Origin of the sequence: Cellulosimicrobium sp. NPDC057862 (assembly GCF_042797035.1) — a bacterium.
GTDB lineage: Bacteria > Actinomycetota > Actinomycetes > Actinomycetales > Cellulomonadaceae > Cellulosimicrobium.
Genome location: NZ_JBHVMH010000013.1, coordinates 81,683 through 102,093, shown reverse-complemented (window position 1 = coordinate 102,093; position 20,411 = coordinate 81,683). Strand labels below are relative to the sequence as shown.

Here is a 20,411-nt window from a genome sequence, read left to right as displayed (position 1 = left end):
GTCAGGCGTGGAGCTCGCGGTACAGGGGCGTGGGGAACGAGGCCGTCACGCCGTCGCCGCCCAGGAGCGCCGCGATGCGCTCGGCCTCCGCGGCGACGGCGCGCTCGGCGTCCGACCCCACGTCCTCGAGCAGGCGGAACGCCGGCTCCCCGCCCGGGCGGACGGCCCACGCGCCGACGATCCGGCCCTCCCACCAGACGGTCGCGCCGGCGTTGCCGATCGTGTCGAAGATCGCGGCCTTGTGCGGGCCGAGGTACCAGTCGCGCGCGGCCCAGCCCATCGTCGTCGGGTCGAGCGACGGCAGGAGCGCGACGTGCCCCGCGAGCGAGACGTCGTCGGGGCCGGGCACGTCGGTCCCGCGCAGCATCACGCCGGCCTGCGGGGCCGGGTCGTCGTGCGTCCCGGTCTCGACCTCCACCTCGACGACGTCGAGCGGCGCGAGCGCGGCGCGCGTGTCCCGCTGGTTCCAGCCGGTCCACCACGTCAGGTCCTTGACCGTCGCCGGCCCGAACACCTCGAGCCAGGAGCGGGCCAGCGCCGTGCGCGCGGCCGCCTCCTCCATCCCGGGGATGCCGCCCGGGAACCAGTCCTCGACGGGCGACCAGACGTGCCGGTTGGACGACCACGACCCGCGCGGCTCGCCGCGCACGACCGCGCCCTCCGCGGAGAGCAGCGACATGAGCTGGGACGTCATCGTGCGGCGCACGTCCCACGACTTGTCGGTGGTGGGCAGGAACGCGGTGCGCAGGAGCGGCGCGGCCTTCGACAGGCTCGCGCCGTCCATCGGCCCGTGCTCCGCGAGCGCGCCGTGCACCTGGGCCTCGACGGCGGCGAGGAAGGTCGCCGCGTCGTCGACCGGCGGGTCCGTCGGCAGCGTCGCGAGCTCCTTGAGCAGGCGAGCGCGCAGCCGCCGGGCCACCGCGAGCGCGGCGGCCGCGTGCACGACGGGCACGGTCTCGCGCGGCACGACGAACATCGTGCGGCGCATGGCGAGCACCTTGACCAGGGTGCGGCGCCGGAACACGGCGTCCCGGACGTCGTCGAGCACGAGGCCGGGGACCCGCGCGAGGACGGAGAGGTAGACGCTCGGGGCGTCGGTGGCGTGCAGGGCGAGCAGCCTGTCCACGACGTCCTCCGGGGTGCGGGCCGCCGGGCGTCCGGGCAGGTCCGTCGCGAGCGCGAGCTGTTGCGCGACGAGCCGCCGTCGCCTCTGGTCCACCGTGATCCGCACGCCCGCCATCCTGCCCGACGCCGCCCACGCCCACCGCGCGGGGGCCACCTCAGGAGCGGCTCGCGGTGGAGCCCGTTCCCAGGCGACTCCCAGACCGCGGGAGGACACTGGAGGCATGAGCACCACCCCTGAGGCACGCCTCGTCGTCGTCGACGACGAGCCGAACATCCGCGAGCTGCTGGCCACGTCCCTGCGCTTCGCCGGGTTCGAGGTCCACGCCGCCGCGGACGGGCAGAGCGCCCTGCGGCTCGTGCGCGACGTCGAGCCCGACCTCGTCGTGCTCGACGTGATGCTCCCCGACATGGACGGGTTCACCGTCACGCGCCGCCTGCGGGAGAAGGGGCAGCACACGCCCGTCGTCTTCCTCACGGCGAAGGACGACACGCGCGACAAGATCACCGGCCTCACCGTCGGCGGCGACGACTACGTGACGAAGCCGTTCAGCCTGGAGGAGGTCGTGGCGCGCATCCGCGCGGTGCTGCGCCGCACGCACGCCGAGCCCGTCGAGGACGCGGTGCTGCGCTTCGCCGACCTCGAGATGGACGAGGACTCGCACGAGGTCCGCCGCGCGGGCATCGACGTCGACCTCTCCCCCACGGAGTTCAAGCTCCTGCGGTACCTCATGCTCAACGCGGGACGCGTGCTGTCGAAGGCGCAGATCCTCGACCACGTGTGGCAGTACGACTGGGGCGGCGACGCGAACATCGTCGAGTCCTACATCTCCTACCTGCGCCGCAAGATCGACAACCTCACGGTGCCCGGTCCCGACGGCGAGCCCGTCGCGCTCCCGCCGCTCATCCACACCAAGCGCGGAGTGGGCTACCTGCTGCGCCAGCCGCCGACGACCTCATGACGTCCGGCCCCGACCGCACGACGACGGGTTCCCGACCGGTCCCACCGCCCCCTCCCCCGCCCCCCGGCTCGGGCACGCCCCCCGCCGACCCCGCGCCGTCGGGCACGGGCGACGCCCCCGGGGCGGGAGCCGCCGCCTCGCAGGGCGAGAGCGATCCGACGGCGGAGCGACCCTTCGGCCGTCCCGTCCCCACCGAGGGGTGGGGCTGGTTCGCGCGCGTGCCGCTGCGCGCCCGGCTCGTCGCGATCACGGTCCTCCTCCTGGCAGCCGGTCTCGGGCTGGCGTCGGCGGTGACGACGACGGTCGTCTCGAGCTATCTCGTGCGGCAGGTCGACGTGCAGCTCGAGCGGTCCGCGGCGGCGGTCGCGAACATCACGCTGAACGACCGGGTCGGCAGCGGCTCGCAGCTGCCCAGCGACTACTACGTGCTCGTCCGGCCGAAGGGCGGCGAGGAGATCCCGCTCCGGTGGCCGCAGACGGTGAACCTCTACGGCGTCCCGGACATCCCCGCGATGTCCGACCCCGAGGTCGAGGCGAGCCAGAACGAGCCGTTCACCGTGGACTCCGTCGGCGGGACCGACCCTGCCGAGTGGCGTGTCACGACGTTCTTCTTCTACGACAAGTTCAGCGGCGAGCTCGGCGGCACGGCGTTCGTCGCCCTCCCGCTCACGGGCATCCACGAGACGGTCAAGGTGCTGGGCCGCGCGCTCGCGCTCTCGGCGCTGGGGATCGCGCTCGTCGGCGGCGCCGTGGCCTACCTCGCCGTGCACCGCGCATTGCGCCCGCTCCGCGAGATCGAGGAGACGGCGGCGGACATCGCGGCGGGCGACCTGTCACGACGCGTGCGCCCCGCCCCGCCGACGACCGAGGTGGGTTCGCTGGCCGCGTCGCTCAACGCGATGCTCTCGCAGATCGAGGAGGCGTTCGCGGTCCAGGAGGCGTCCGAGGAGCGGATGCGGCGGTTCGTGTCCGACGCGAGCCACGAGCTGCGCACCCCGCTCGCGACGATCCGCGGCTACGGCGAGCTGTACCGGATGGGGGCGCTCGACACGCCCGACAAGGTCGACGACACGATGGGGCGCATCGAGGACTCGGCGACCCGCATGGGGACGCTCGTCAACGACCTGCTCGCGCTCGCCCGCCTCGACGAGGGCCGGCCGCTGCGGCACGAGCCCGTGGACCTCGTCTCGCTCGCGCGCGACTCCGCGCAGGACCTGCACGCGCTCGACCCGACCCGGGACGTCCGGCTCGTGGGCCTGGGCACCGGTGCGCAGGCACCCGGGGCGCTGCGCGTCGTCGGCGACGAGGACCGGCTGCGGCAGGTGCTCGCGAACCTCGTCGGCAACGTCGCGCGCCACACGCCCGCGGGGACCCCGGTCGAGATCGCGCTGGGCGCCGTGCGCCCCGCGACGCCGCCCGACGACGCGCAGGGCGGCTCCCCCGGCACGGTCGCCGTGCTCGAGGTCCGCGACCACGGACCGGGCGTCCCCAGCGAGCAGCGCGGCCGGGTGTTCGAGCGGTTCTACCGCGCGGACTCCTCGCGCAACCGCGCCTCGGGCGGCTCCGGGCTGGGCCTGGCGATCGTCGCCGCGATCGCGGGCGCGCACCGGGGTCGGGTGTCGGTGCACGAGACGACGGGCGGAGGACTCACCGTCCGCGTGGACCTCCCGCTCGCCTCCTGACGGGCGCACACCCCACCCCACCTGCGGATCTGCTCGGGCGCGCCCGACGCGCCGCGCGGAAGCGGCCTCCACGGTCCCGAGACACCTCCGAGTGCGGCTACGATGGCGGGTCGTCCCGCGAGACCTAGGCTGGTGGAGAGGCCGCGCGACGACCCGGGGGCCTCCGCACCAGGCACCGTGCCTGGCGACGACCGTCTCCGTCATCTCCTCGTGTTCGTCGAGGTGTCCGTCGAAGTGTCCGTAGAAGAAGGCGAAAGTCCATGGGCGTCAACAGCGCCGACGCACCGCAGTGGTTCCTCTCCTCGTTCGTCCGCAGCGCCCGTGGCGCCGGGGCGACCGCCCCGGACGACGAGGTCCGCGCCGTCGGGCAGGGGCTGCTCGACCGCTGGGACCAGCCGGACCGCCACTTCCACAACCTGCGCCACCTCGCCGACGTGCTCGGCCGGGTCGACGAGCTCTCCCAGGAGACGCACGACCCCGACCTGGTGCGCCTCGCCGCCTGGTACCACGGCGCGATCTTCGACGCGAAGGGCCGTGCGACCTACGCGAACAAGGGCGGCGAGGACGAGTCGGCGAGCGCCGCGCTGGCGAGCGCCGAGCTCACGAGCCTGGGGGTCCCGGAGCAGGCGGTCCGTCGCGTCGCGTACCTCGTGAACGCGCTCGTGCGGCACGCGCCGGACGCGTCGGACTTCGACTGCGCGGTGCTGTGCGACGCCGACCTCGCGATGCTCGCCGCGGAGCCGCAGCGCTACAAGGAGTACCTCAAGGACGTGCGCGACGAGTACGCGCACATCCCGAAGCCCGACTACGTGCGGGCCCGCATCGCGATCCTCACCAAGCTGCTCGACCGCCGGTCGCTCTTCTCGAGCCCGCTCGGCGCGGCCTGGGAGGAGCCCGCGCGGCAGAACCTCGACGCGGAGCTCCAGCGGCTGCGCAAGGAGCAGCTCAAGCTGGCAGAGTCGTCGGCGCCGTCCACAGGCCCCGCTTCCTGAACCGTCGTCCACAGGACGTCGCCGCGCCCCGCGGCGCCCGGGTCCCGTGGCTAGCGTCGTCGTCGCACCGGCGCCCGCCGCGTGCGGGACGGCCCGCGGGCCGACGAGACGACGGAGGACGACATGAGCCGGTACGAGGTCGACAGCGCACGGGTCGCCCAGGCGAGCGCGGCGGTGAACGGGTCGGTCACGGCGATCCGGGCGGAGGTCGGGGCCATGATGCGCCACCTCACCGACCTGCAGGCGTCGTGGCGCGGCGGCGCGGCGACGTCCTTCACGGGTGTGATGACGCAGTGGCAGACCACGCAGAACCAGGTCGAGCTCGCGCTCGACGACATCACGGCGGCGCTCGGCGCGGCCGCCCAGACCTACGCCGACGCCGAGTCCCAGGCCGCGCGGCTGTTCGCCACGCGGTAGGCCCCCGCGAGGACGGCGCTCGGCGCGTCAGGCGTCGAGGTGCACGACCGCGAGCCGGTCGCCGGCGCGCACGTGGTCGCCCGGGCGCACGCGGACGTCGACGACGACGCCGTCGGACGGCGCCAGGACGGGCAGCTCGAGCTTCATCGCCTCGAGCACGACGACGGGCGTGCCCTCAGCGACGCGCCGCCCCGGCGGCGCCTCCACCCGCCACACCACCCCGCCCAGCGGCGCGCGCAGCACGACGCGCGCCGGGTCGTCGAGGTCGGCGGAGGCGAGCCCGGTGTCGCGCGTGCCGGCCGACGCCAGGTCGGGTCCGCCGCGCGCGGTCGCGCGCGCGGCGGACCCGACGAGCTCCCCCGCCTCCGCCCAGGCCGAGGCCTCGCGTCCGAACGCCGCGCGACGCGCCGCCCCGACCGCGGCGATGTCGTCGGCGTCGCGGGCGAGGAGCGCGGCGTGCTCCCTGCCGGAGAAGACGCCGTCCTCGACCGGGACCTCCAGGACTCCCGCGCGGGCCGCCGCGCGACGCTCGGCGAGCTCGTCCGGGTCGACCGGATCCCATGCGATCCGGTCGAAGTGCCGGAACAGCCACGGGACGCCCGGGCGGAACGGCGGGCGCTGCGCGTGTGCCGACCAGACAGGGACGGTCCGGCCCACGAGCTGGTAGCCCCCGGGGCTCGCCATGCCGTACACGCACAGGAACGCGCCCCCGAGACCGACGGCGTCGGACGGGGTCCAGGTGCGCGCCGGGGTGTACTTCGTGGTGAGCAGGCGGTGCCGCGGGTCGACCGGCACGGCGAGCGGCGCGCCCAGGTACACGTCCCCGAGCCCGAGCACGAGGTACTCGGCGTCCAGGACGGTGCGCCGCACGTCCTCGACGCTCGCGAGCCCGTTGGCCCTCCGGACGAAGTCGACGTTGGACGGCAGCCACGGCGCGTCGGACCGGACCCCGGCCGCGTACCGCTCGACGGCGTCCCGGATCGCGGGGTCGTCCCAGCTCAGCGGCAGGCGGAGCACGCGGCTCGGCACCTCGATCTCGTCGCTGGGCGGCAGGTCCTCCTCCAGCTCGCGCAGCAGCCCGACGAGCCGGGCCACGGGCAGGGTCTCCGGGTCGACGTGCAGGTGGAGCGTGCGGACACCGGGCGTCACGTCGAGCACGCCCCGCGGGGCGGCCGCCTCGAGACCGCTCGCCAGGGCGTGGACGCGCAGCCGGTCGTGCAGGTCGAGCCCCGCTCCGCCGTCGTACTCGACGAGGAGCGCGTCGTCGGCGCCGCGCAGGTAGCGGACCGCGGGTCGCCGGTCGGCGCGCGACGTCGGCCCGCCCGTGAGGCGGACGTCGTCGCCGACGAAGGCCCCGGCGTCCCGGCCCCGGACTGCGCGCGCCGCCGTCGGGACGCGCGCCGCCGCCCGGGCCGCGTCGTCGCGACGCAGCCGGTCGGCGCCGTCGTCGTGGACGGTCACGAACCGCACGACGTCGCCCGGCCGCATCTGTCCGAGCTTCCACCGGGAGCCCACGACGACGGTGAGCGCGCACACGAAGCCGCCGAGGCTCGGTCCGTCCGGGCCGAGCAGGATGGGCGTGTCCCCGCTGATGTTCAGCGCACCCACCGAGTACGGGTTGTCGAGCACGTTGGACGGGTGGAGCCCCGCGTCCCCGCCGTCGGGCCGCACCCACGTCAGCGGCGGCCCGGCGAGCCGCACGCCCGTCCGGTCCGCGTGCGGCAGGACCCGCCACCACGACGTCCGCAGCCGTCCGAGCGCGGCGGCGGTGAGCGCCGCGGACTGGGGTCCCGTCGTCACGGCGAGCTCCCACGAGTGCCCCATCCGGGGGCGGGCGTCGGGCGGCACCGCGCCCGGCGCGCCGAGCCCGGGAGCGTTCGCCACCGCCTCGCCCGGCCGACCGGCCGTCTCGCGACCGGGGGCGCGAGGGTGCAGCGCGTCGCCCGCGACGAGCGCGCGCCCGGCCGGGCCGCCGACGGCACCGAGGACGAAGGTCGCCGCCGACCCGAGGTACTCCGGGACGTCCAGACCGCCCGCGACGAGCACGTACGTCCGCAGCCCCACGGCGTGCGGCGCGCCCACGGCGAGCACGCCGCCCGCCGGGACGACGACGGGCTCCCACTGCCGCACGTGCTCGCCGTCGACCGTCACGGGCGCCGGCGCCCCGGTGACGCACACCGTCGCCTCGTGGGAGAACCGCAGGGTCGGGCCGGCGAGGGTGCACTCGAGCCCCGCCGCGCCCTCGGGGTTGCCGAGCGCGCGGTTGCCGGTGCGGAACGACAGGTCGTCCATCGGGCCCGAGGGCGGGATGCCCACGCCCCAGTATCCGGAGCGTCCCGGCCAGTCCTGCACCGTCGTGAGGACGCCCGGGTCGAGCACGTCCACCCAGGGCTCCGGGTCGCGCACGGTCGCGAGCGTGGTCGTGGTCGCCGACCCCTCGGCGACGGCGGGGTCGGCGAGCGCGGCGCGCAGCAGCGAGACGTTCGTGGGGAGGCCGTCCACGCGGAAGTCCGCGAGCGCGGAGCGCAGCCCGGCGACCGCGAGCGCGTGCGACGCCGCACGCACGACGACCTTCGCGAGCAGGGGGTCGGCGTCGGGGCCGAGCACGTCACCGACGCTCGCGCCCGTCTCGACGCGCACGTCCGGGAGGTCGAGCCGCGCGAGCGTGCCCGCGACGGGTCGCCCGTGGCGAACGTCCTCGGCGTAGACGCGCGCCTGCGCCGCCACCCCCCGGACGGCGGGACCTGACAGCGGCACGTCGTCGAGCACGGTCGTGTCGCCCAGGGCGAGGCGCAGCATCCAGGCCACCAGGTCGACGCCGGTGACCTCCTCGGTCACGGTGTGCTCGACCTGGATCCGCGGGTTCACCTCGAGGAACGTGACCTCGCCGGAGCCGACGTCGAGCAGCGCCTCCAGCGTCGCGGCCGAGCGCAGCCCGACCCGCGCCGCGAGGCGACGGGCGCCGTCGTGCAGGGCGCTGCGCACGCCGGGGTCGAGGCCGGGCGCAGGCGCGACCTCGACGACCTTCTGGTGGCGGCGCTGGAGCGAGCAGTCACGGTCGCCGAGCGAGACGACCCGGCCCGCCCCGTCACCGAAGAGCTGCACCTCGAGGTGGCGTGCCCGGTCGACGTGGCGCTCGACGAACAACCGCCCGGACGAGCCCGGGCGCGACGACTCCCGCCGCCACGCCGCGGCGAGCCCCGCCGCGTCGCGGCACACGTGCACGCCCGTCCCGCCCCCGCCACCGGCGTCCTTGAGCACGAGCGGGAAGCCGATCTCCTCCGCCCACCCGAGCGCGTCCTCGAGGCCGCCGAGCACCGGCGACCCCGGCAGCACCCGCAGACCGCACTCCTGCGCGAGCGCGCGGGCACGGGCCTTGTCACCGAGGACGCGGAGCTGCTCGGGTGTCGGGCCCGCGAACGTCACCCCCGCCGCCTCGACGGCCGCGGCGAAGCCCGCGTCCTCCGAGCGGAAGCCGTAGCCCGGGTGCAGGACGTCCGCGCCCGAGCCGAGCGCCGCGTCGAGGAGCCGCCGCCCGTCGTCGTACGACTCGATGACGGGTGCCGGACCGATCCGCACCGCGTCGTCCGCGAGCCGGACGTGCCGCGCCCCACGGTCCGCGTCGGAGTGCACGGCGACCGTACGCAGCCCGAGCTCCCGGGCGCTGCGCAGCACGCGGCAGGCGATCTCGCCGCGGTTCGCGACGAGCAGCGTGGCGGCCATCGCCCTCCCCGGGGTAGGGGCGCGAGGCCACGCCTCGCCGTCGGACAGAACGGCCCCAGCCTAGTTCCCGTCCGTACCGCCCCGGCGGGCCGAGCAGTCGGTGCGTCAGACGGCGAGCGCCATGCGGGAGAGCGCGCGTGCCGCGCGTTCCAAGACGACGGCGAGCGACTCGCCGACGTGCAGGTGGAGCGCCGTGCGGGCCTCGGGGAGGCGGTCGGCGAGCGCGAGCTCGAGGATCTCGATGTGCTCGTCGATGGTGATGCGGATGCGTTCGGGCTCGACGAAGTCGTACATGCGCACGGCGCGCACCTTCTCGTTCACCTCGACGAGCGCCTCGGTGAGGCGGTCGTTGCCCGCGGCGCGGGACAGCACGGTGTGGAAGCGCTCGTCGAGGAGCACGAAGCTCGGGTCAGGCTCGGGCGGCGCGGCGCGGAGCTCGACCCAACGGCCGAGCTCGTCGCGCAGCGCGTCGGTGTCGTAGTGCAGCTCGGTGTTCTCGATGATGCGCTCGACACCGCGCAGCTCGAGCGTCACGCGCAGCTCGTAGAGGTCGCGCAGCTCGGCGAGGCTCGGCACGACGACGGCGTACCCGAAGTCGGTGCGCTGGATGAGACCGTCGGACAGGAGCCGGGACAGGGCCTCGCGCACGGGGGTGCGCGACACCTCGAACCTCCGGCTCAGCTTGGGCTCGGTGAGCCGCTCGCGCGGGTCGACCCGGCCGTTGAGGATCTCGGCGCGCAACCGCGTGTAGACGGCGTCGCGCAACGAGGTCGCGGCGGGTTCCGGCGCGGTCACGATGTCCATGCGGGGTCTCCTGCTCGTCCGGCCCGTGCGTCGTGGTCCTGCCCTGCCATCATCTCGCACGGCGAACCGGCGGCGGTGACGCCGGGCACGACGCGAGGGTCGACGCCACGTCGACTAGACCGCCATCGCCGCACGGACGCTCTCCTCGGCCGCCTCGCCGCCCGAGCCCCGGCTCGTCACGCGGCCGGACTGGAGCACGACGTAGTCGCGCGCCGCGCCGAGCGCGAACCCCACGTGCTGCTCGACGAGCAGGACCGACAGCCCGCCCGCGTCGGTGAGCGCGAGGATCGCGTCCTCGATCTCGGTGACGACCGACGGCTGGATGCCCTCGGTCGGCTCGTCGAGCACGAGCACGCGCGGGCCGGTGATGAGGGCGCGCGCGATGGCGAGCTGCTGGCGCTGGCCGCCGGACAGCAGACCGGCGCGCCGGCCGAGCAGCCCGCGCAGCGCCGGGAAGAGGTCGAGCGCCTCGTCGAGGCGTCGTGGACCCTCGCGCGACGTGTCCGCGACGAGCTGCAGGTTCTCGCGCGCCGTGAGGTCGCCGAACGACTGCTGCCCCTGCGGCACGTACGCGAGGCCGCGCCGCACGCGCTGGTGCGTCGGCAGCCGGGTGACGTCCTCGCCGTCGAGCACGACGCTCCCTGACCGGGCCTTGAGCAGCCCGAGCGCGGTCCGCAGGAGCGTCGTCTTGCCGGCGCCGTTGTGCCCCAGCACGGCGGCGACGCCGCCCGCGGGCACCGTGAGGTCGACGCCGTGGAGCACCATGGTCCGGCCGTAGCCCGCGTGCAGTCCCGTGAGCTCGAGCATCATGCCTCCTCGTCGTCGTTCGTGGTGGTCGCCGGGCTCGTCGCGCGCTCCCCCGTGCCCGACGCCGCGGGATCGCTCGCCGCGTCACCTCCCGTGGCACGTCCCGGGGTGCGGCGGCGGGCGCCGCGCGTCGCGCCGGCGCTGCCGAGGTAGACCTCCTGCACGCGCGGGTCGGCCTGGACCTCGGCGTACGTGCCCTCGGCGAGCACCTGGCCCAGGTGCAGCACGGTCACGGAGCTCGCGAAGGCCCGGAGGAACTCCATGTCGTGCTCGACGACCACGACCGTCCGCTGCGCGCCGATGCGCTGGAGCAGCTCGCCCGTCTGCTCGCGCTCGGCCTGGCTCATGCCCGCGACGGGCTCGTCGAGCAGCAGCAGCCGGGCGTCCTGGACGAGCAGCATCCCGATCTCGAGCCACTGCTTCTGCCCGTGCGCGAGGATGCCGGCCTGGACGTCGCGCAGGTGCGCGAGCCCGACGGTCTCGAGCGCCTGCTCGACGGCCTCGGGCGTCGACGTGCGACGCCGCAGGAGCGTGAGCGGGCCGCGTCCGGCACCCGCCGCGATGTCGAGGTTCTGCAGCACGCTGAGCTCCTCGAACACGCTCGCGGTCTGGAACGTGCGCCCGACGCCGGCCCGCGCGATGCGGTGCGTCTTCCTGCCGAGCAGGTCGGCCCCGCCGAACTGCACGGACCCCGACGCCTTGGCGAGACCGGTGATCGCGTCCACGATCGTCGTCTTGCCCGCACCGTTGGGCCCGATGAGGAACCGCAGGTCCCCCGCCGTGACGGTGAGGTCGACGCCCTGGACGGCGACGAACCCGTCGAACTCGACGCGCAGCCCGCGCACCTCGAGGTAGTCGTGCCGGAAGCGCGAGTCGTCGACGCCGAGGACGGACTGCGCGGCCTCGAGGTCGAGCCCGTCGCCCGCGACGCCGGTCTCGAGGACGGCGGCGACCGCCTCGGGCGCCGGCGCCGTGCCCGACGCCGGTCCGGTGGGTTGCGTGGTCATGCGGTCCTCCCGGAGGTGGCGGGGTCGTGGTCGACGGCGGTCGGCGCCTCGGCCGTCGGGTCGCCCGGGTCCGGCTCGCCCGGGCGGCCCCCGTCCGAGGCGCCGCCGCCCACCGGGACGGGTGCACCGCCGTCGGGCACGGAGCCGCGGCGCGAGCGGCGCCACCGCGTGAACAGCTCGGCGAGCCCGCCGGGCAGGAACGCGACGACGAGGATGAAGAGCGCGCCCTGCGCGTAGATCCAGCCGGACGGGAACGCCTCGGACAGGCTCGTCTGCGCCCAGCTCACGGCGATCGACCCGAGCACCGGGCCGAGGAGCGTCGCCCGGCCACCGATCGCGACGCCGATGAGGAAGCCGATCGACGGGACGACGCCGACGTCGGCGGGCGAGATGATCCCGACGATCGGCACGAACAGCGCGCCGCCCACCGCGGCCATGAACGCCGCGACGGCGTACGCGACGACCTTGACCTTCGCGGGGTCGTAGCCGAGGAACCGCACGCGGTTCTCCTGGTCGCGCACGGCGACGAGCAGCTCGCCGAACCTCGACACCATGAGCTGGCGCGCGATGGCGACCATGACGAGCAGGGCCCCGGCGGCGATGAAGAAGAGCATGCGCTTGTTCACCGGGTCGGCGAGGTCGTACCCGAAGAACGACCGGAACCCGTTGAGGCCGTTGGTGCCGCCCGTCGTCGCCTGCTGCCCGATGAGCAGGATCGCGAACGCCGCCGCGAGCGCCTGGGAGAGGATCGCGAAGTAGGCGCCGCGCACGCGCCGCGTGAAGACGGCGAAGCCGAGCAGCGCCGCGACACCGGCGGGCACGATCGCGATGGCGAGGATCGTCAGGACGGGCGACCGGAACGGCTCCCACCAGCCCGGCACCTCGCCCGAGCCGTAGAGCATCATGAAGTCCGGCACCCCGTCCGGTCCGGCGTCCGCGAGCTTGAGGTGCATCGCCATGATGTAGGCGCCGAGGCCGAAGAACACACCCTGGCCGAGCGTGAGCATCCCGCCGCGGCCCCACGCGAGGCCGATGCCGACGGCGACCATCGCCAGGCAGAGGAACTTGCCGAGCAGGCCGAGGCGGAACGTGGAGAGCGTCGCGGGGGCGACCGCGAACAGCAGGACCGCCGCGACGGCGAACCCGACGATCACGCGAGCGCGCGACGAGCGGTACAGCGCGGAGAGCCGGGACGTGCTCCCGGTCGTGACGGCGCTCATGCGAGGCTCCTCGTCCGGACCGACACGAGGCCCTGGGGTCGCACCTGGAGGAAGACGACGATGACGACGAACACGAGCACCTTGGCGATGCTCGCCGTCGTGGAGTACTCGAAGGTCGCCTGGAGCAGCCCGAGCGCGAACGCCGCGATGACCGTGCCCTTGATCTGGCCGATGCCGCCCGCGACGACGACGAGGAACGCGTCGACGATGTAGCTCGTGCCGAGCGTCGGGCCGATGGACCCGAGGAGCGTGAGCGCGACGCCCGCGATCCCGGCGAGGCCCGAGCCGATGAAGAACGTCAGGCGGTCCGTCGTCCGCGTGGAGACGCCGCTCGCCTCGGCGAGGTCGCGGTTCTGCACGACGGCACGGATCCGGCGCCCGAGCGGCGTCACCTTGAGCACGACCGCGAGCGCGACGACCGCGACCACGGCGAGCGCGAGGATGAACACCCGCGTCTTCGGGACGGCGAGGCCGAACAGGTCGACGGCGCCGCTCAGCCAGGCGGGGGCGCGGACGTCGACGTTCGGGGCGCCGAACACGTCGCGCGCCACCTGCTGCAGCACGAGCGCGACGCCCCACGTGACGAGGAGCGTGTCGAGCGGCCGCTTGTACATGCGGTGGATGAGCGTCGCCTCGAGCAGCAGGCCGAGCAGACCGCCGACGAGGAACCCGAGCGGCAGCGACACGAGCAGCGAGACGCCGGCGTTCCCGACGACCCCCTGCACGACGAACGCCGTGTAGGCGCCCGCCATCATGAACTCGCCGTGCGCCATGTTGATGACGCCCATCTGACCGAACGTGAGCGCCAGCCCGAGGGCGGCGAGGAGCAGGACCGAGCCGAGGCTCAGCCCCGCGAAGAGCTGCGAGAACAGCACATCCATGGGCGTCGTGCCTTCCGGTGGGTGCGAACAGGAGCCCGCTGAGTGCTGGGCATCTGTCGTCCCGGCCGTGCGGCGACGACAGATACCCAGCACTCAGGGGGTCAGGAGAGGCCCTCGGCCCAGTCGTAGCCCTCGAGGTACGGGTCGGGCTCGATCGGCTCGCCCGAGCTCCACTCGGTGTAGATGAGGCCGTCGGGGCCGATCTTGCCGATGAGCGCGGTCTTGGCGATGTGGTGGTTGTCGCCGTTCACGGTGACGGAGCCCTCGGGGGCGTCGAACGTGACGCCGTCGGCGGCCTCCTGGACGTCGGCGACGTCGAACGACTCCGCCTTCTCGACCATGCCCTTCCACAGGTAGAGCGACGTGTACGCCGCCTCCATGGGGTCGGAGGTCACGCGGTCGGCGCCGTACTTCGCCTGGAACGCCTCGACGAACGTGGTGTTCTCGGGGCTGTCGATGGTCTGGTAGTAGTTCCAGGCGGTGAGCTGGCCCTCGACGTTCTCGACGCCGACGCCGCCGACCTCCTCCTCGGCGATCGACACGGACACGACGGGCATCGTGTCCGGGCCGAGGCCGGCGTTCTTGTACTCCTTGAAGAACGCGACGTTGGAGTCGCCGTTGAGCGTGTTGAACACGGCGTCGGCCCCGGCGGACTTCACCTTGTTGACGATCGTGGAGAAGTCGGTGTGGCCGAGGGGTGCGTACTCCTCGCCGAGGACCTCGATGCCGTTGGCCTCCGCGTAGGCGTTGATGATCTTGTTCGCGGTGCGCGGGAAGACGTAGTCGGAGCCGACGAGGAAGATCGACTCGACACCCTGCTCCTTGAGGTAGTCGAGCGCGGGGACGATCTGCTGGTTGGTCGTCGCGCCGGTGTAGAAGATGTTCGGCGACGACTCCAGGCCCTCGTACTGGACCGGGTAGAAGAGCAGCGAGTCCTGCGCCTCGAAGACGGGGAGCATCGCCTTGCGCGACGCGGACGTCCAGCCGCCGAACACCGCGGCGACGCAGTCGCTCGTGATGAGCTTCTCCGCCTTCTCCGCGAAGACCGTAGGCTCGGACTGGCCGTCCTCCTGGACGATCTCGAGCTGCTTGCCGAGCACGCCGCCGTCGGCGTTGATCTCCTCCGCCGCGAGGGCGAGCGAGTCGGCGACGGTCTGCTCGGAGATCGCCATGGTGCCGGAGAGCGAGTTGAGGAAGCCGATCTTGACGGTGTCGCCGGAGGTGTCGACGCAGCTCTCTGCGGCGCTGGTCGCGGCGCCCGCGCCGTCACCGGTCTCCGTCTTCGCGCCGCACGCGGTGAGCGTGAGCGCGAGGACGACGAGAGCGGCGGCCGGGGCGAGACGGGTCGTGGCGCGTGAAGGTGTCACGAGAGTCCTTTCAGCGAGGTTCGCACAGCGGAGTTCTCCGCAGGTTTCTCAGCAGGAGGCCGGCGGCCGCCGGGCAGGCGGTCGCTCGCCGCGAGCACCGGGTACAGGCATGTATACGTTCATGTGCCCGTGGGGGTGCCCACTGATGTCGACGCTAGTGACGCCGTGTTTCGCCCGATCTGCCCGTGCTGTTAACGGCGCGTGTCACGGGGTCACGATTCGGTCACGCGGCGTCGGGCACCCGACGGCCGAGCCACCAGGCCAGTGCCCCGACGCCGCCGACCACCAGGCCCGCCGCGGCGACCAGGACCGGGAGGTCCGCGGGGATGCCCAGGTGGACGGTGAGGCCGAGGATCCTCGACAGCCCCCACGGCAGGATCATCATCTGGTCGTTCCAGGCCGTCAGCGTGTGCTCCAGCCCGACCCAGGCCACCACCGCACCACCGACGACGAGCGGCGCCGCGACCGCCACGAGGACTCGGCCCGTCGCGGCCAGGACCCCGGCGCCGAGCGAGCGCAGCGCGAACCACGCCGCGACGAGGACCCACCCGAACGCCGCCGTCGCGAGCGTCACGTACGCCGTCCGCGCACCGGGCTCCGCCCAGAGCCCGTACCAGTACCCACCGGGGCCCGTCGGCACGAGCGCCCCGAGCAGCAGGACCGTGCGCAGGACCGCCGCGCCGCCGACCGCGCCGGCGAGCGCGAGGGAGCCGCGCCTCCCGGCGACCAGCCGCAGGACGCCGACGAACAGCGCCCACGCCCCGAGCACGAGCGCGAGGTGCACCCAGGAGAGCGCCCAGGTGTATACGACGCGGCTGAGCACGACGGCCACCACGGGCAGCACCAGCAGGACGACGCGGTCGGCTCGTCCGGCGCCGGTCACGGCGGCGGCGACGCGCCACGGGCGGGTCGCGCCGAGCCACAGCGCGCGCAGGGCGAGACCGCCGGCGGCCGGCCCGGCCGGGCCTGGGTCACCGGACGGCCGGCGACGGCCGAGCCGCGCGAGGAGGCGCTGCCCGGGTGCGGTGCCCAGGAGCAGCGCGGCGACGAGCAGGACGCCGAGCGCCCGTGCTGCCCACGCGGCGGGCAGGTCCCGCCCGGCGCGCTCCAGGCCGAGGTCGGCGGCGGTGAACGTGTACGCGGGCAGGTAGAGGTCGTCCCCGTACTGCTCGACGTGCGCGGACCGGGACGCCTCGAAGCGGACCCGGGCGTGGTCCCACGCGCCGCGGGCCGCGCCGTCGCCGGTCGCGAGCCACCGCCCGTGCTGGAGCACGACCTCGCGGTAGTCGGCGAGCACGGTGAACAGGTCGGCCTCGTAGTCGATCGCGGCGAGGAGCTGTGTCCGCAGCCCGTCGTCGCGCCACGTCGCCGGGTCCGTGCCGTCGACCAGCGCGCGCATCTCCTCGACGGTCTCCACCGCGCCGCGCCCCTCGGCGACGGCCGCCTCGACGTCTTCCGGGTCGGTGCCCACGATCGACGAGATCGAGTCGAGCGCCGCGGCGTCGCCGGAGACGATGTCCCACTCGAAGATCCACATCATCGGCGGGGGCTCGAGTCCGAGCGCCCGCACACGGTTCTCCGCGAACGGCTCGATGTACAGCCCCTGCCGCACGGCGTCGCGCGAGCGGGCCATCGCCTCCCCGACCGCCGCGACGGTCGCCGGGTCGTCGGAGAACGTCGCCCGCGCCCAGGAGGCGGTGATCTCCCCGGGATCCGCGCCCGGGTCGACGGCCAGGCGGGCCGCGGCGTACGTGTTGAGGTCGTAGAGCTGCCAGAACCCGGACTTGCGGTACAGGCTCATGGGCCCGGCCTTCCAGGGACCGCCGTCCTGCGCCCACGCCCACACGCCCTCGACGCCCGGGTTCGCGGCGAGGTAGTGGTCGAGCGCCGCGGCATAGGCGGGCGCGAGGTCGTTGGGCAGCGCGCCGAATCCCTCGAACTCGCGCCGCGACTGGAGCTCGACGATGCGGCGCTGCGTCCCGACCTCCAGCGTCGGGTTGAGCGGCAGCCACGAGTAGAAGTCGCCGGCGACGTGCTTCGTGGACACGACGAGCGACGGCGAGTCGATCCCGGCGAGCACGCTCTCGTACGACTCAGGGTTCGTGTGCAGGTCGCCGACGGCGCCGACACCGACCGACCACGACCGGAAGATGACGTCCTTGCCGTGCTCCTCGGCCACACGCGTGAACGCCCCGAGCATGGCCCGGACCGCCCCCTCGTCCGTGACCGCGAGCTCGGACCAGTAGTCCCAGCCGGGCAGGTCGTAGATCCGGCCGGCCTCCCCGATGCGGACCATGATCCCGTCGACCGCGGGCATCGCGGTGAACAGCTCGTCGAGACCGGCGGCGTACACGTCCCAGAGCGCGGGGTCGTGCACGTCCAGCCCGCGTCCGTCGAGGTAGTCCCGCAGCGGCGTGCTGAGCATGAGCATGTCGGTCTGGAGGTAGACGTCCATGCCCGCCTCGTCCGTGTCCTCCCACAGCGGGCCGAACCCCTCGCGCATCGCGAGCGCGCGGTCGAGGTGCTCGTCGCCGACCGCGTAGACGTCGTGCCCGTCGCCCACCCCGTCGAACGTGACGTACTCCAGGAACCCCGGGACGACGACCCCGTTGAACCCCTGCGCGAGCTGGGTCGCCACGTAGCCCCGGAGGTCCGTCGCGTCGTCGGCGAGCGCGGTGTCGTCCACGTAGGGGGCCTCCGAGAGGATCGCGTCGGCGAACGACCCCCCGTTGTGCGAGTAAGGATCGCCCTCGCGCCACCCCTGCGCGTCCGGCTCGATGCCGGTCGCCCCCTTGTCGACGAGCCGCATGCCGAGCGCGGGCTCCCGCACCGCGCCGTCCTGCGGGTCCCCGGCACCGGCGGGGAGCGCCGCCCGGCCCGTGCGCACGCGGTCCGCGACCTCGTACAGGCCGTGCGCGGCACCTGCGGGATCGGCCGCCTCGAGGAGCCAGCCGTCCGCGACGACCCTCACGCGGTACGCCTCGGGGTCGGCGGAGCCGAGGTCGACGCCGGTCACGACGCGCAGCTCGCCGGCCGCCGTGCCACCGTCGCCCGCTCCCCCGTCGCGGGGCCGTGCCTCGGCGTCGCGCCCACGGCCGGCGAGCGCGGCGACGAGCGCGTCGGCCGCGAGCGACAGCCTGAGGCTGTCGTCGGGCAGCGCGACGACCGACACCGGGGGCGTCTCCGTCGCGGGTGTCCGCGGCGCGGCGACCGGGTCCTCGGGCGCCGCGACCGCCTGCTCCGCCTCGACGGCGAGGACGTCGCCGAGCCCGGCGGCGACGCCGAACCCCGTCGCGAGGAGGACCGCGACCGCTACCGCGGCGTACCAGGGCCGGCGAGGGGCGACGTCGTCGTGCACGGGCGCCAGCGTAGGCGCCGCGGGTCACGCGCCGGTCACGGTCGGACGGTCGCGGTGGCTGCCCTTCCCCGGGTACGCAGGAGCGCGATCGTCAGCGCCGCGGCGAGGGCGACGACGAGGGCCACGCCGACGAGGCCCGCGACGCCGACGAAGATCCCGCCGGCCTCGCCGTAGTCGGCGAGCGGCATCCCCGCGAACGCGTGGTCGCGCGCCGCGCCCGCGAAACCGACCGACTCGGCGGTCGCCTCGAGCCCGTCGGGCGTGGCCGCCGCGAACGACGAGACGACGACGGCGGCGAGCAGCGCGCCCGACCCGAGCGCGAGGACGGCGCGTCGCACCGCACCGGCCGGTGCCGTCGCGGTCGGGGCTCCGACTCCGGTCGACGAAGCAGCCGACCGCACGGCGTCCGGCACGACGGCGTGGCTCGCGGCGGAGCGCGCCACCCCCTCGACCGCCGCGACGCCCGGAGCGACGGCGAGCACGAGCCCGACGACGCCCGCGGTGATCAGCGCCTCGCCGAGCCCGATGACCGCGTGCACGGAGAGCATCTGGCCGACGAGCTCGCCCACCGGGACCGGGACCGTCCCGCCGACGGCGAAGAGCCCGGCGAACACCGCGGCCGAGACGGGCACGCTCACGAGCGCCCCGACGCCGGCGGCGCCGGCCGCGCCCCGGCCGCGCGTCAGACGCAGCACCCCGCGCGTCGCCGCCCAGCCGACGAGCGTCCCGACCACCGCCATGAGCAGCACGTTCGTGCCCAGCGCGGTGAGCCCGCCGTCTGCGAAGACGAGGGCCTGCACGAGCAGCACGAGCGTCACGGACAGCACACCGAGCCACGGCCCGACGAGCGCGGCCGCGAGCGCCCCGCCCATGAGGTGCCCGCTCGTCCCGGCCGCGACGGGGTAGTTGAGCATCTGGACGGCGAAGACGAAGCCGGTCGTCGCGGCCGTGAGCGCGACGCGGCGCGGAGTGAGGTCCTCGCGCGCCCGGTACGCCGCGTAGCCGACGGCGGCGAGGGACACGACGGCGGTCGTCGCCGACGTGGGGTCGTTGAGGAAGTGGTCGGGGACGTGCATGTCAGGCTCCTGTCGTCAGCAGTGTCGTGCGGGGTTCGGGAACGTCGGTGTCCGACGGCGCAGCAGGGTCGGGCGGCGGCGCGGAACCGGGCAGGTCGGCGGCCCGGGCAGCGCGCACCGCCGTCGTCCAGGCGGCCACGACGGCGTCGATCCCGGCGTCGTGGGTGCACGGGCCGAGGTGGCGGCCGATCGCGCCGGGGCCGTCGAGGTCGAGCCGCAGCGGTCCGGGCGGTGCGGGCGTCCTGCCTGCGAGCCGGTCCACCTCCGGACCGACGAGCGGGGCCGGCGGCCGCGTGCCGAGGCACAGCACCGAGTCGACGACGCGCGCGTCGCCGAGGATCCCGGGCAGGGCGCGGTCGTCGTCGAGGTCGAGGTGCTCGACGAAGAGCTCGCGCACGTGCTCCGGTCGAGCAGGGTCGCTCCGCCATGCAGGTCTCGACCCGTCCGGTGCCGCGGACTCACCGGTCGCGCCCACACCGCCGGGCGTCCGGGCGGCGACGAGTGTCGACAGGTCGACGTGCGTGCGCGACCGCAGCCGCCCGCCCACCTCTCCCGAGCGGCCCAGGACGAGCGTCTCGCGCAGCAGCGCGACACCCCGCTCACGCGGCGCTCCGCCGTCGGCGAGCGACACCCGCGTGGTGCGCTCGACGTCGGCCCCGTCCGCCACGACGAACGGCAGGGCGTCCCACACGAGGAGCCCGCCGGCGTCGACCCGCACGTCCACGTCCCACGAGGCCGACCGGCCGCGCCCGGCGTAGGCGACGGTCCCCGACACCTCGACGAGCTCGAGCTCGACGCCCTCGCCCACGTGCACCTCGATCCGCACGCGGTCGCCCCCGAGGAGCAGCGCGCGCGTCGCGACGAGCGCGACCCGGGCCACGCCGGGACCGGTGGACAGGACGCGCGGGCTCAGCGCGCCCGGGCGCAGGTCGCACCGCACGCGGCCCGCCTCCCGGTACGCGCCGACGCGCGTCACGTCGTCCATCAGCGCCT

15 protein-coding genes are annotated in these 20,411 nt (G+C 74.8%); 4 read left to right on the top strand and 11 right to left on the bottom strand.

The features are described 5' to 3' along the window. Position 1: 1 nt before the first annotated feature. Entirely contained in the window at positions 2–1,231 is a 1,230-nt protein-coding gene (locus ACFVN3_RS15680) for a winged helix DNA-binding domain-containing protein (RefSeq protein WP_378233834.1), read from the bottom strand. 115 nt (positions 1,232–1,346) lie between these two features. Here ACFVN3_RS15680 and ACFVN3_RS15675 point away from each other — a divergent pair, with 115 nt between their 5' ends. The 4 genes from ACFVN3_RS15675 (at position 1,347) to ACFVN3_RS15660 (ending at position 5,175) form a co-directional block, all read left to right on the top strand. Beyond that, positions 1,347–2,084: a response regulator transcription factor gene (locus tag ACFVN3_RS15675; RefSeq protein ID WP_378216568.1), complete on the top strand. Its 738-nt coding sequence runs from the start codon at positions 1,347–1,349 to the stop codon at positions 2,082–2,084. Beyond that, complete coding sequence (locus ACFVN3_RS15670; RefSeq protein WP_378233833.1) at positions 2,081–3,766, top strand: sensor histidine kinase; 1,686 nt, start codon at positions 2,081–2,083, stop codon at positions 3,764–3,766. Before ACFVN3_RS15675 ends, ACFVN3_RS15670 begins: the two co-directional genes overlap by 4 nt. A 260-nt stretch (positions 3,767–4,026) precedes the next feature. Continuing rightward, positions 4,027–4,758: a hypothetical protein gene (locus ACFVN3_RS15665; RefSeq protein ID WP_378233832.1), complete on the top strand. Its 732-nt coding sequence runs from the start codon at positions 4,027–4,029 to the stop codon at positions 4,756–4,758. Between the two features lie 123 nt (positions 4,759–4,881). After that, entirely contained in the window at positions 4,882–5,175 is a 294-nt protein-coding gene (locus ACFVN3_RS15660) for a WXG100 family type VII secretion target (protein WP_378233831.1), read from the top strand. Positions 5,176–5,202: 27 nt separating this feature from the next. On the opposite strand, the gene uca is transcribed toward ACFVN3_RS15660, so the two are convergent. From uca to ACFVN3_RS15610, 10 genes are all read right to left on the bottom strand, one after another. Beyond that, positions 5,203–8,898, bottom strand: coding sequence for an urea carboxylase (gene uca, locus ACFVN3_RS15655; RefSeq protein WP_378233830.1), 3,696 nt, complete (start codon positions 8,896–8,898; stop codon positions 5,203–5,205). Between the two features lie 105 nt (positions 8,899–9,003). Further along, positions 9,004–9,702 carry a GntR family transcriptional regulator gene (locus ACFVN3_RS15650; RefSeq protein ID WP_378233829.1) on the bottom strand — a complete coding sequence of 233 codons (699 nt, stop codon included), beginning with the start codon at positions 9,700–9,702 and terminating at the stop codon, positions 9,004–9,006. Between the two features lie 114 nt (positions 9,703–9,816). Next, complete coding sequence (urtE, locus tag ACFVN3_RS15645; RefSeq protein WP_378233827.1) at positions 9,817–10,512, bottom strand: urea ABC transporter ATP-binding subunit UrtE; 696 nt, start codon at positions 10,510–10,512, stop codon at positions 9,817–9,819. Beyond that, on the bottom strand, positions 10,509–11,516 hold the full coding sequence (gene urtD, locus ACFVN3_RS15640; RefSeq protein ID WP_378233826.1) for an urea ABC transporter ATP-binding protein UrtD: 1,008 nt from the start codon (positions 11,514–11,516) through the stop codon (positions 10,509–10,511). The genes urtE and urtD overlap by 4 nt, the downstream gene beginning before the upstream one ends. Beyond that, the gene (gene urtC / locus ACFVN3_RS15635; RefSeq protein WP_378233825.1) at positions 11,513–12,736 is read right to left on the bottom strand and encodes an urea ABC transporter permease subunit UrtC; all 1,224 of its coding nucleotides are present in this window, start codon (positions 12,734–12,736) and stop codon (positions 11,513–11,515) included. Before urtC ends, urtD begins: the two co-directional genes overlap by 4 nt. Beyond that, positions 12,733–13,617 (bottom strand): urea ABC transporter permease subunit UrtB, encoded by an 885-nt coding sequence (gene urtB, locus ACFVN3_RS15630; RefSeq protein WP_141390001.1) that lies wholly within the window; start codon positions 13,615–13,617, stop codon positions 12,733–12,735. The genes urtC and urtB overlap by 4 nt, the downstream gene beginning before the upstream one ends. Positions 13,618–13,718: 101 nt before the next feature. Beyond that, positions 13,719–14,984 carry an urea ABC transporter substrate-binding protein gene (gene urtA, locus ACFVN3_RS15625; protein WP_378233824.1) on the bottom strand — a complete coding sequence of 422 codons (1,266 nt, stop codon included), beginning with the start codon at positions 14,982–14,984 and terminating at the stop codon, positions 13,719–13,721. Positions 14,985–15,207: 223 nt separating this feature from the next. Then, complete coding sequence (locus ACFVN3_RS15620; protein WP_378233823.1) at positions 15,208–18,342, bottom strand: hypothetical protein; 3,135 nt, start codon at positions 18,340–18,342, stop codon at positions 15,208–15,210. Positions 18,343–18,377: 35 nt separating this feature from the next. Continuing rightward, positions 18,378–19,418, bottom strand: coding sequence for an energy-coupling factor ABC transporter permease (locus tag ACFVN3_RS15615; RefSeq protein WP_378233822.1), 1,041 nt, complete (start codon positions 19,416–19,418; stop codon positions 18,378–18,380). Between the two features lies 1 nt (position 19,419). Further along, the gene (locus ACFVN3_RS15610; RefSeq protein ID WP_378233821.1) at positions 19,420–20,403 is read right to left on the bottom strand and encodes an urease accessory protein UreD; all 984 of its coding nucleotides are present in this window, start codon (positions 20,401–20,403) and stop codon (positions 19,420–19,422) included. Positions 20,404–20,411 lie beyond the last annotated feature (8 nt).

Excerpts from the sequence above, each read along its gene's own strand:
- ACFVN3_RS15675 (WP_378216568.1), top strand. The coding sequence starts at position 1,347 with ATGAGCACCACCCCTGAGGCACGCCTCGTCGTCGTCGACGACGAGCCG.
- ACFVN3_RS15670 (WP_378233833.1), top strand. The coding sequence starts at position 2,081 with ATGACGTCCGGCCCCGACCGCACGACGACGGGTTCCCGACCGGTCCCA.
- ACFVN3_RS15665 (WP_378233832.1), top strand. The coding sequence starts at position 4,027 with ATGGGCGTCAACAGCGCCGACGCACCGCAGTGGTTCCTCTCCTCGTTC.
- ACFVN3_RS15660 (WP_378233831.1), top strand. The coding sequence starts at position 4,882 with ATGAGCCGGTACGAGGTCGACAGCGCACGGGTCGCCCAGGCGAGCGCG.
- uca (WP_378233830.1), bottom strand. The coding sequence starts at position 8,898 with ATGGCCGCCACGCTGCTCGTCGCGAACCGCGGCGAGATCGCCTGCCGC.
- ACFVN3_RS15650 (WP_378233829.1), bottom strand. The coding sequence starts at position 9,702 with ATGGACATCGTGACCGCGCCGGAACCCGCCGCGACCTCGTTGCGCGAC.
- urtE (WP_378233827.1), bottom strand. The coding sequence starts at position 10,512 with ATGATGCTCGAGCTCACGGGACTGCACGCGGGCTACGGCCGGACCATG.
- urtD (WP_378233826.1), bottom strand. The coding sequence starts at position 11,516 with ATGACCACGCAACCCACCGGACCGGCGTCGGGCACGGCGCCGGCGCCC.
- urtC (WP_378233825.1), bottom strand. The coding sequence starts at position 12,736 with ATGAGCGCCGTCACGACCGGGAGCACGTCCCGGCTCTCCGCGCTGTAC.
- urtB (WP_141390001.1), bottom strand. The coding sequence starts at position 13,617 with ATGGATGTGCTGTTCTCGCAGCTCTTCGCGGGGCTGAGCCTCGGCTCG.
- ACFVN3_RS15615 (WP_378233822.1), bottom strand. The coding sequence starts at position 19,418 with ATGCACGTCCCCGACCACTTCCTCAACGACCCCACGTCGGCGACGACC.
- ACFVN3_RS15610 (WP_378233821.1), bottom strand. The coding sequence starts at position 20,403 with ATGGACGACGTGACGCGCGTCGGCGCGTACCGGGAGGCGGGCCGCGTG.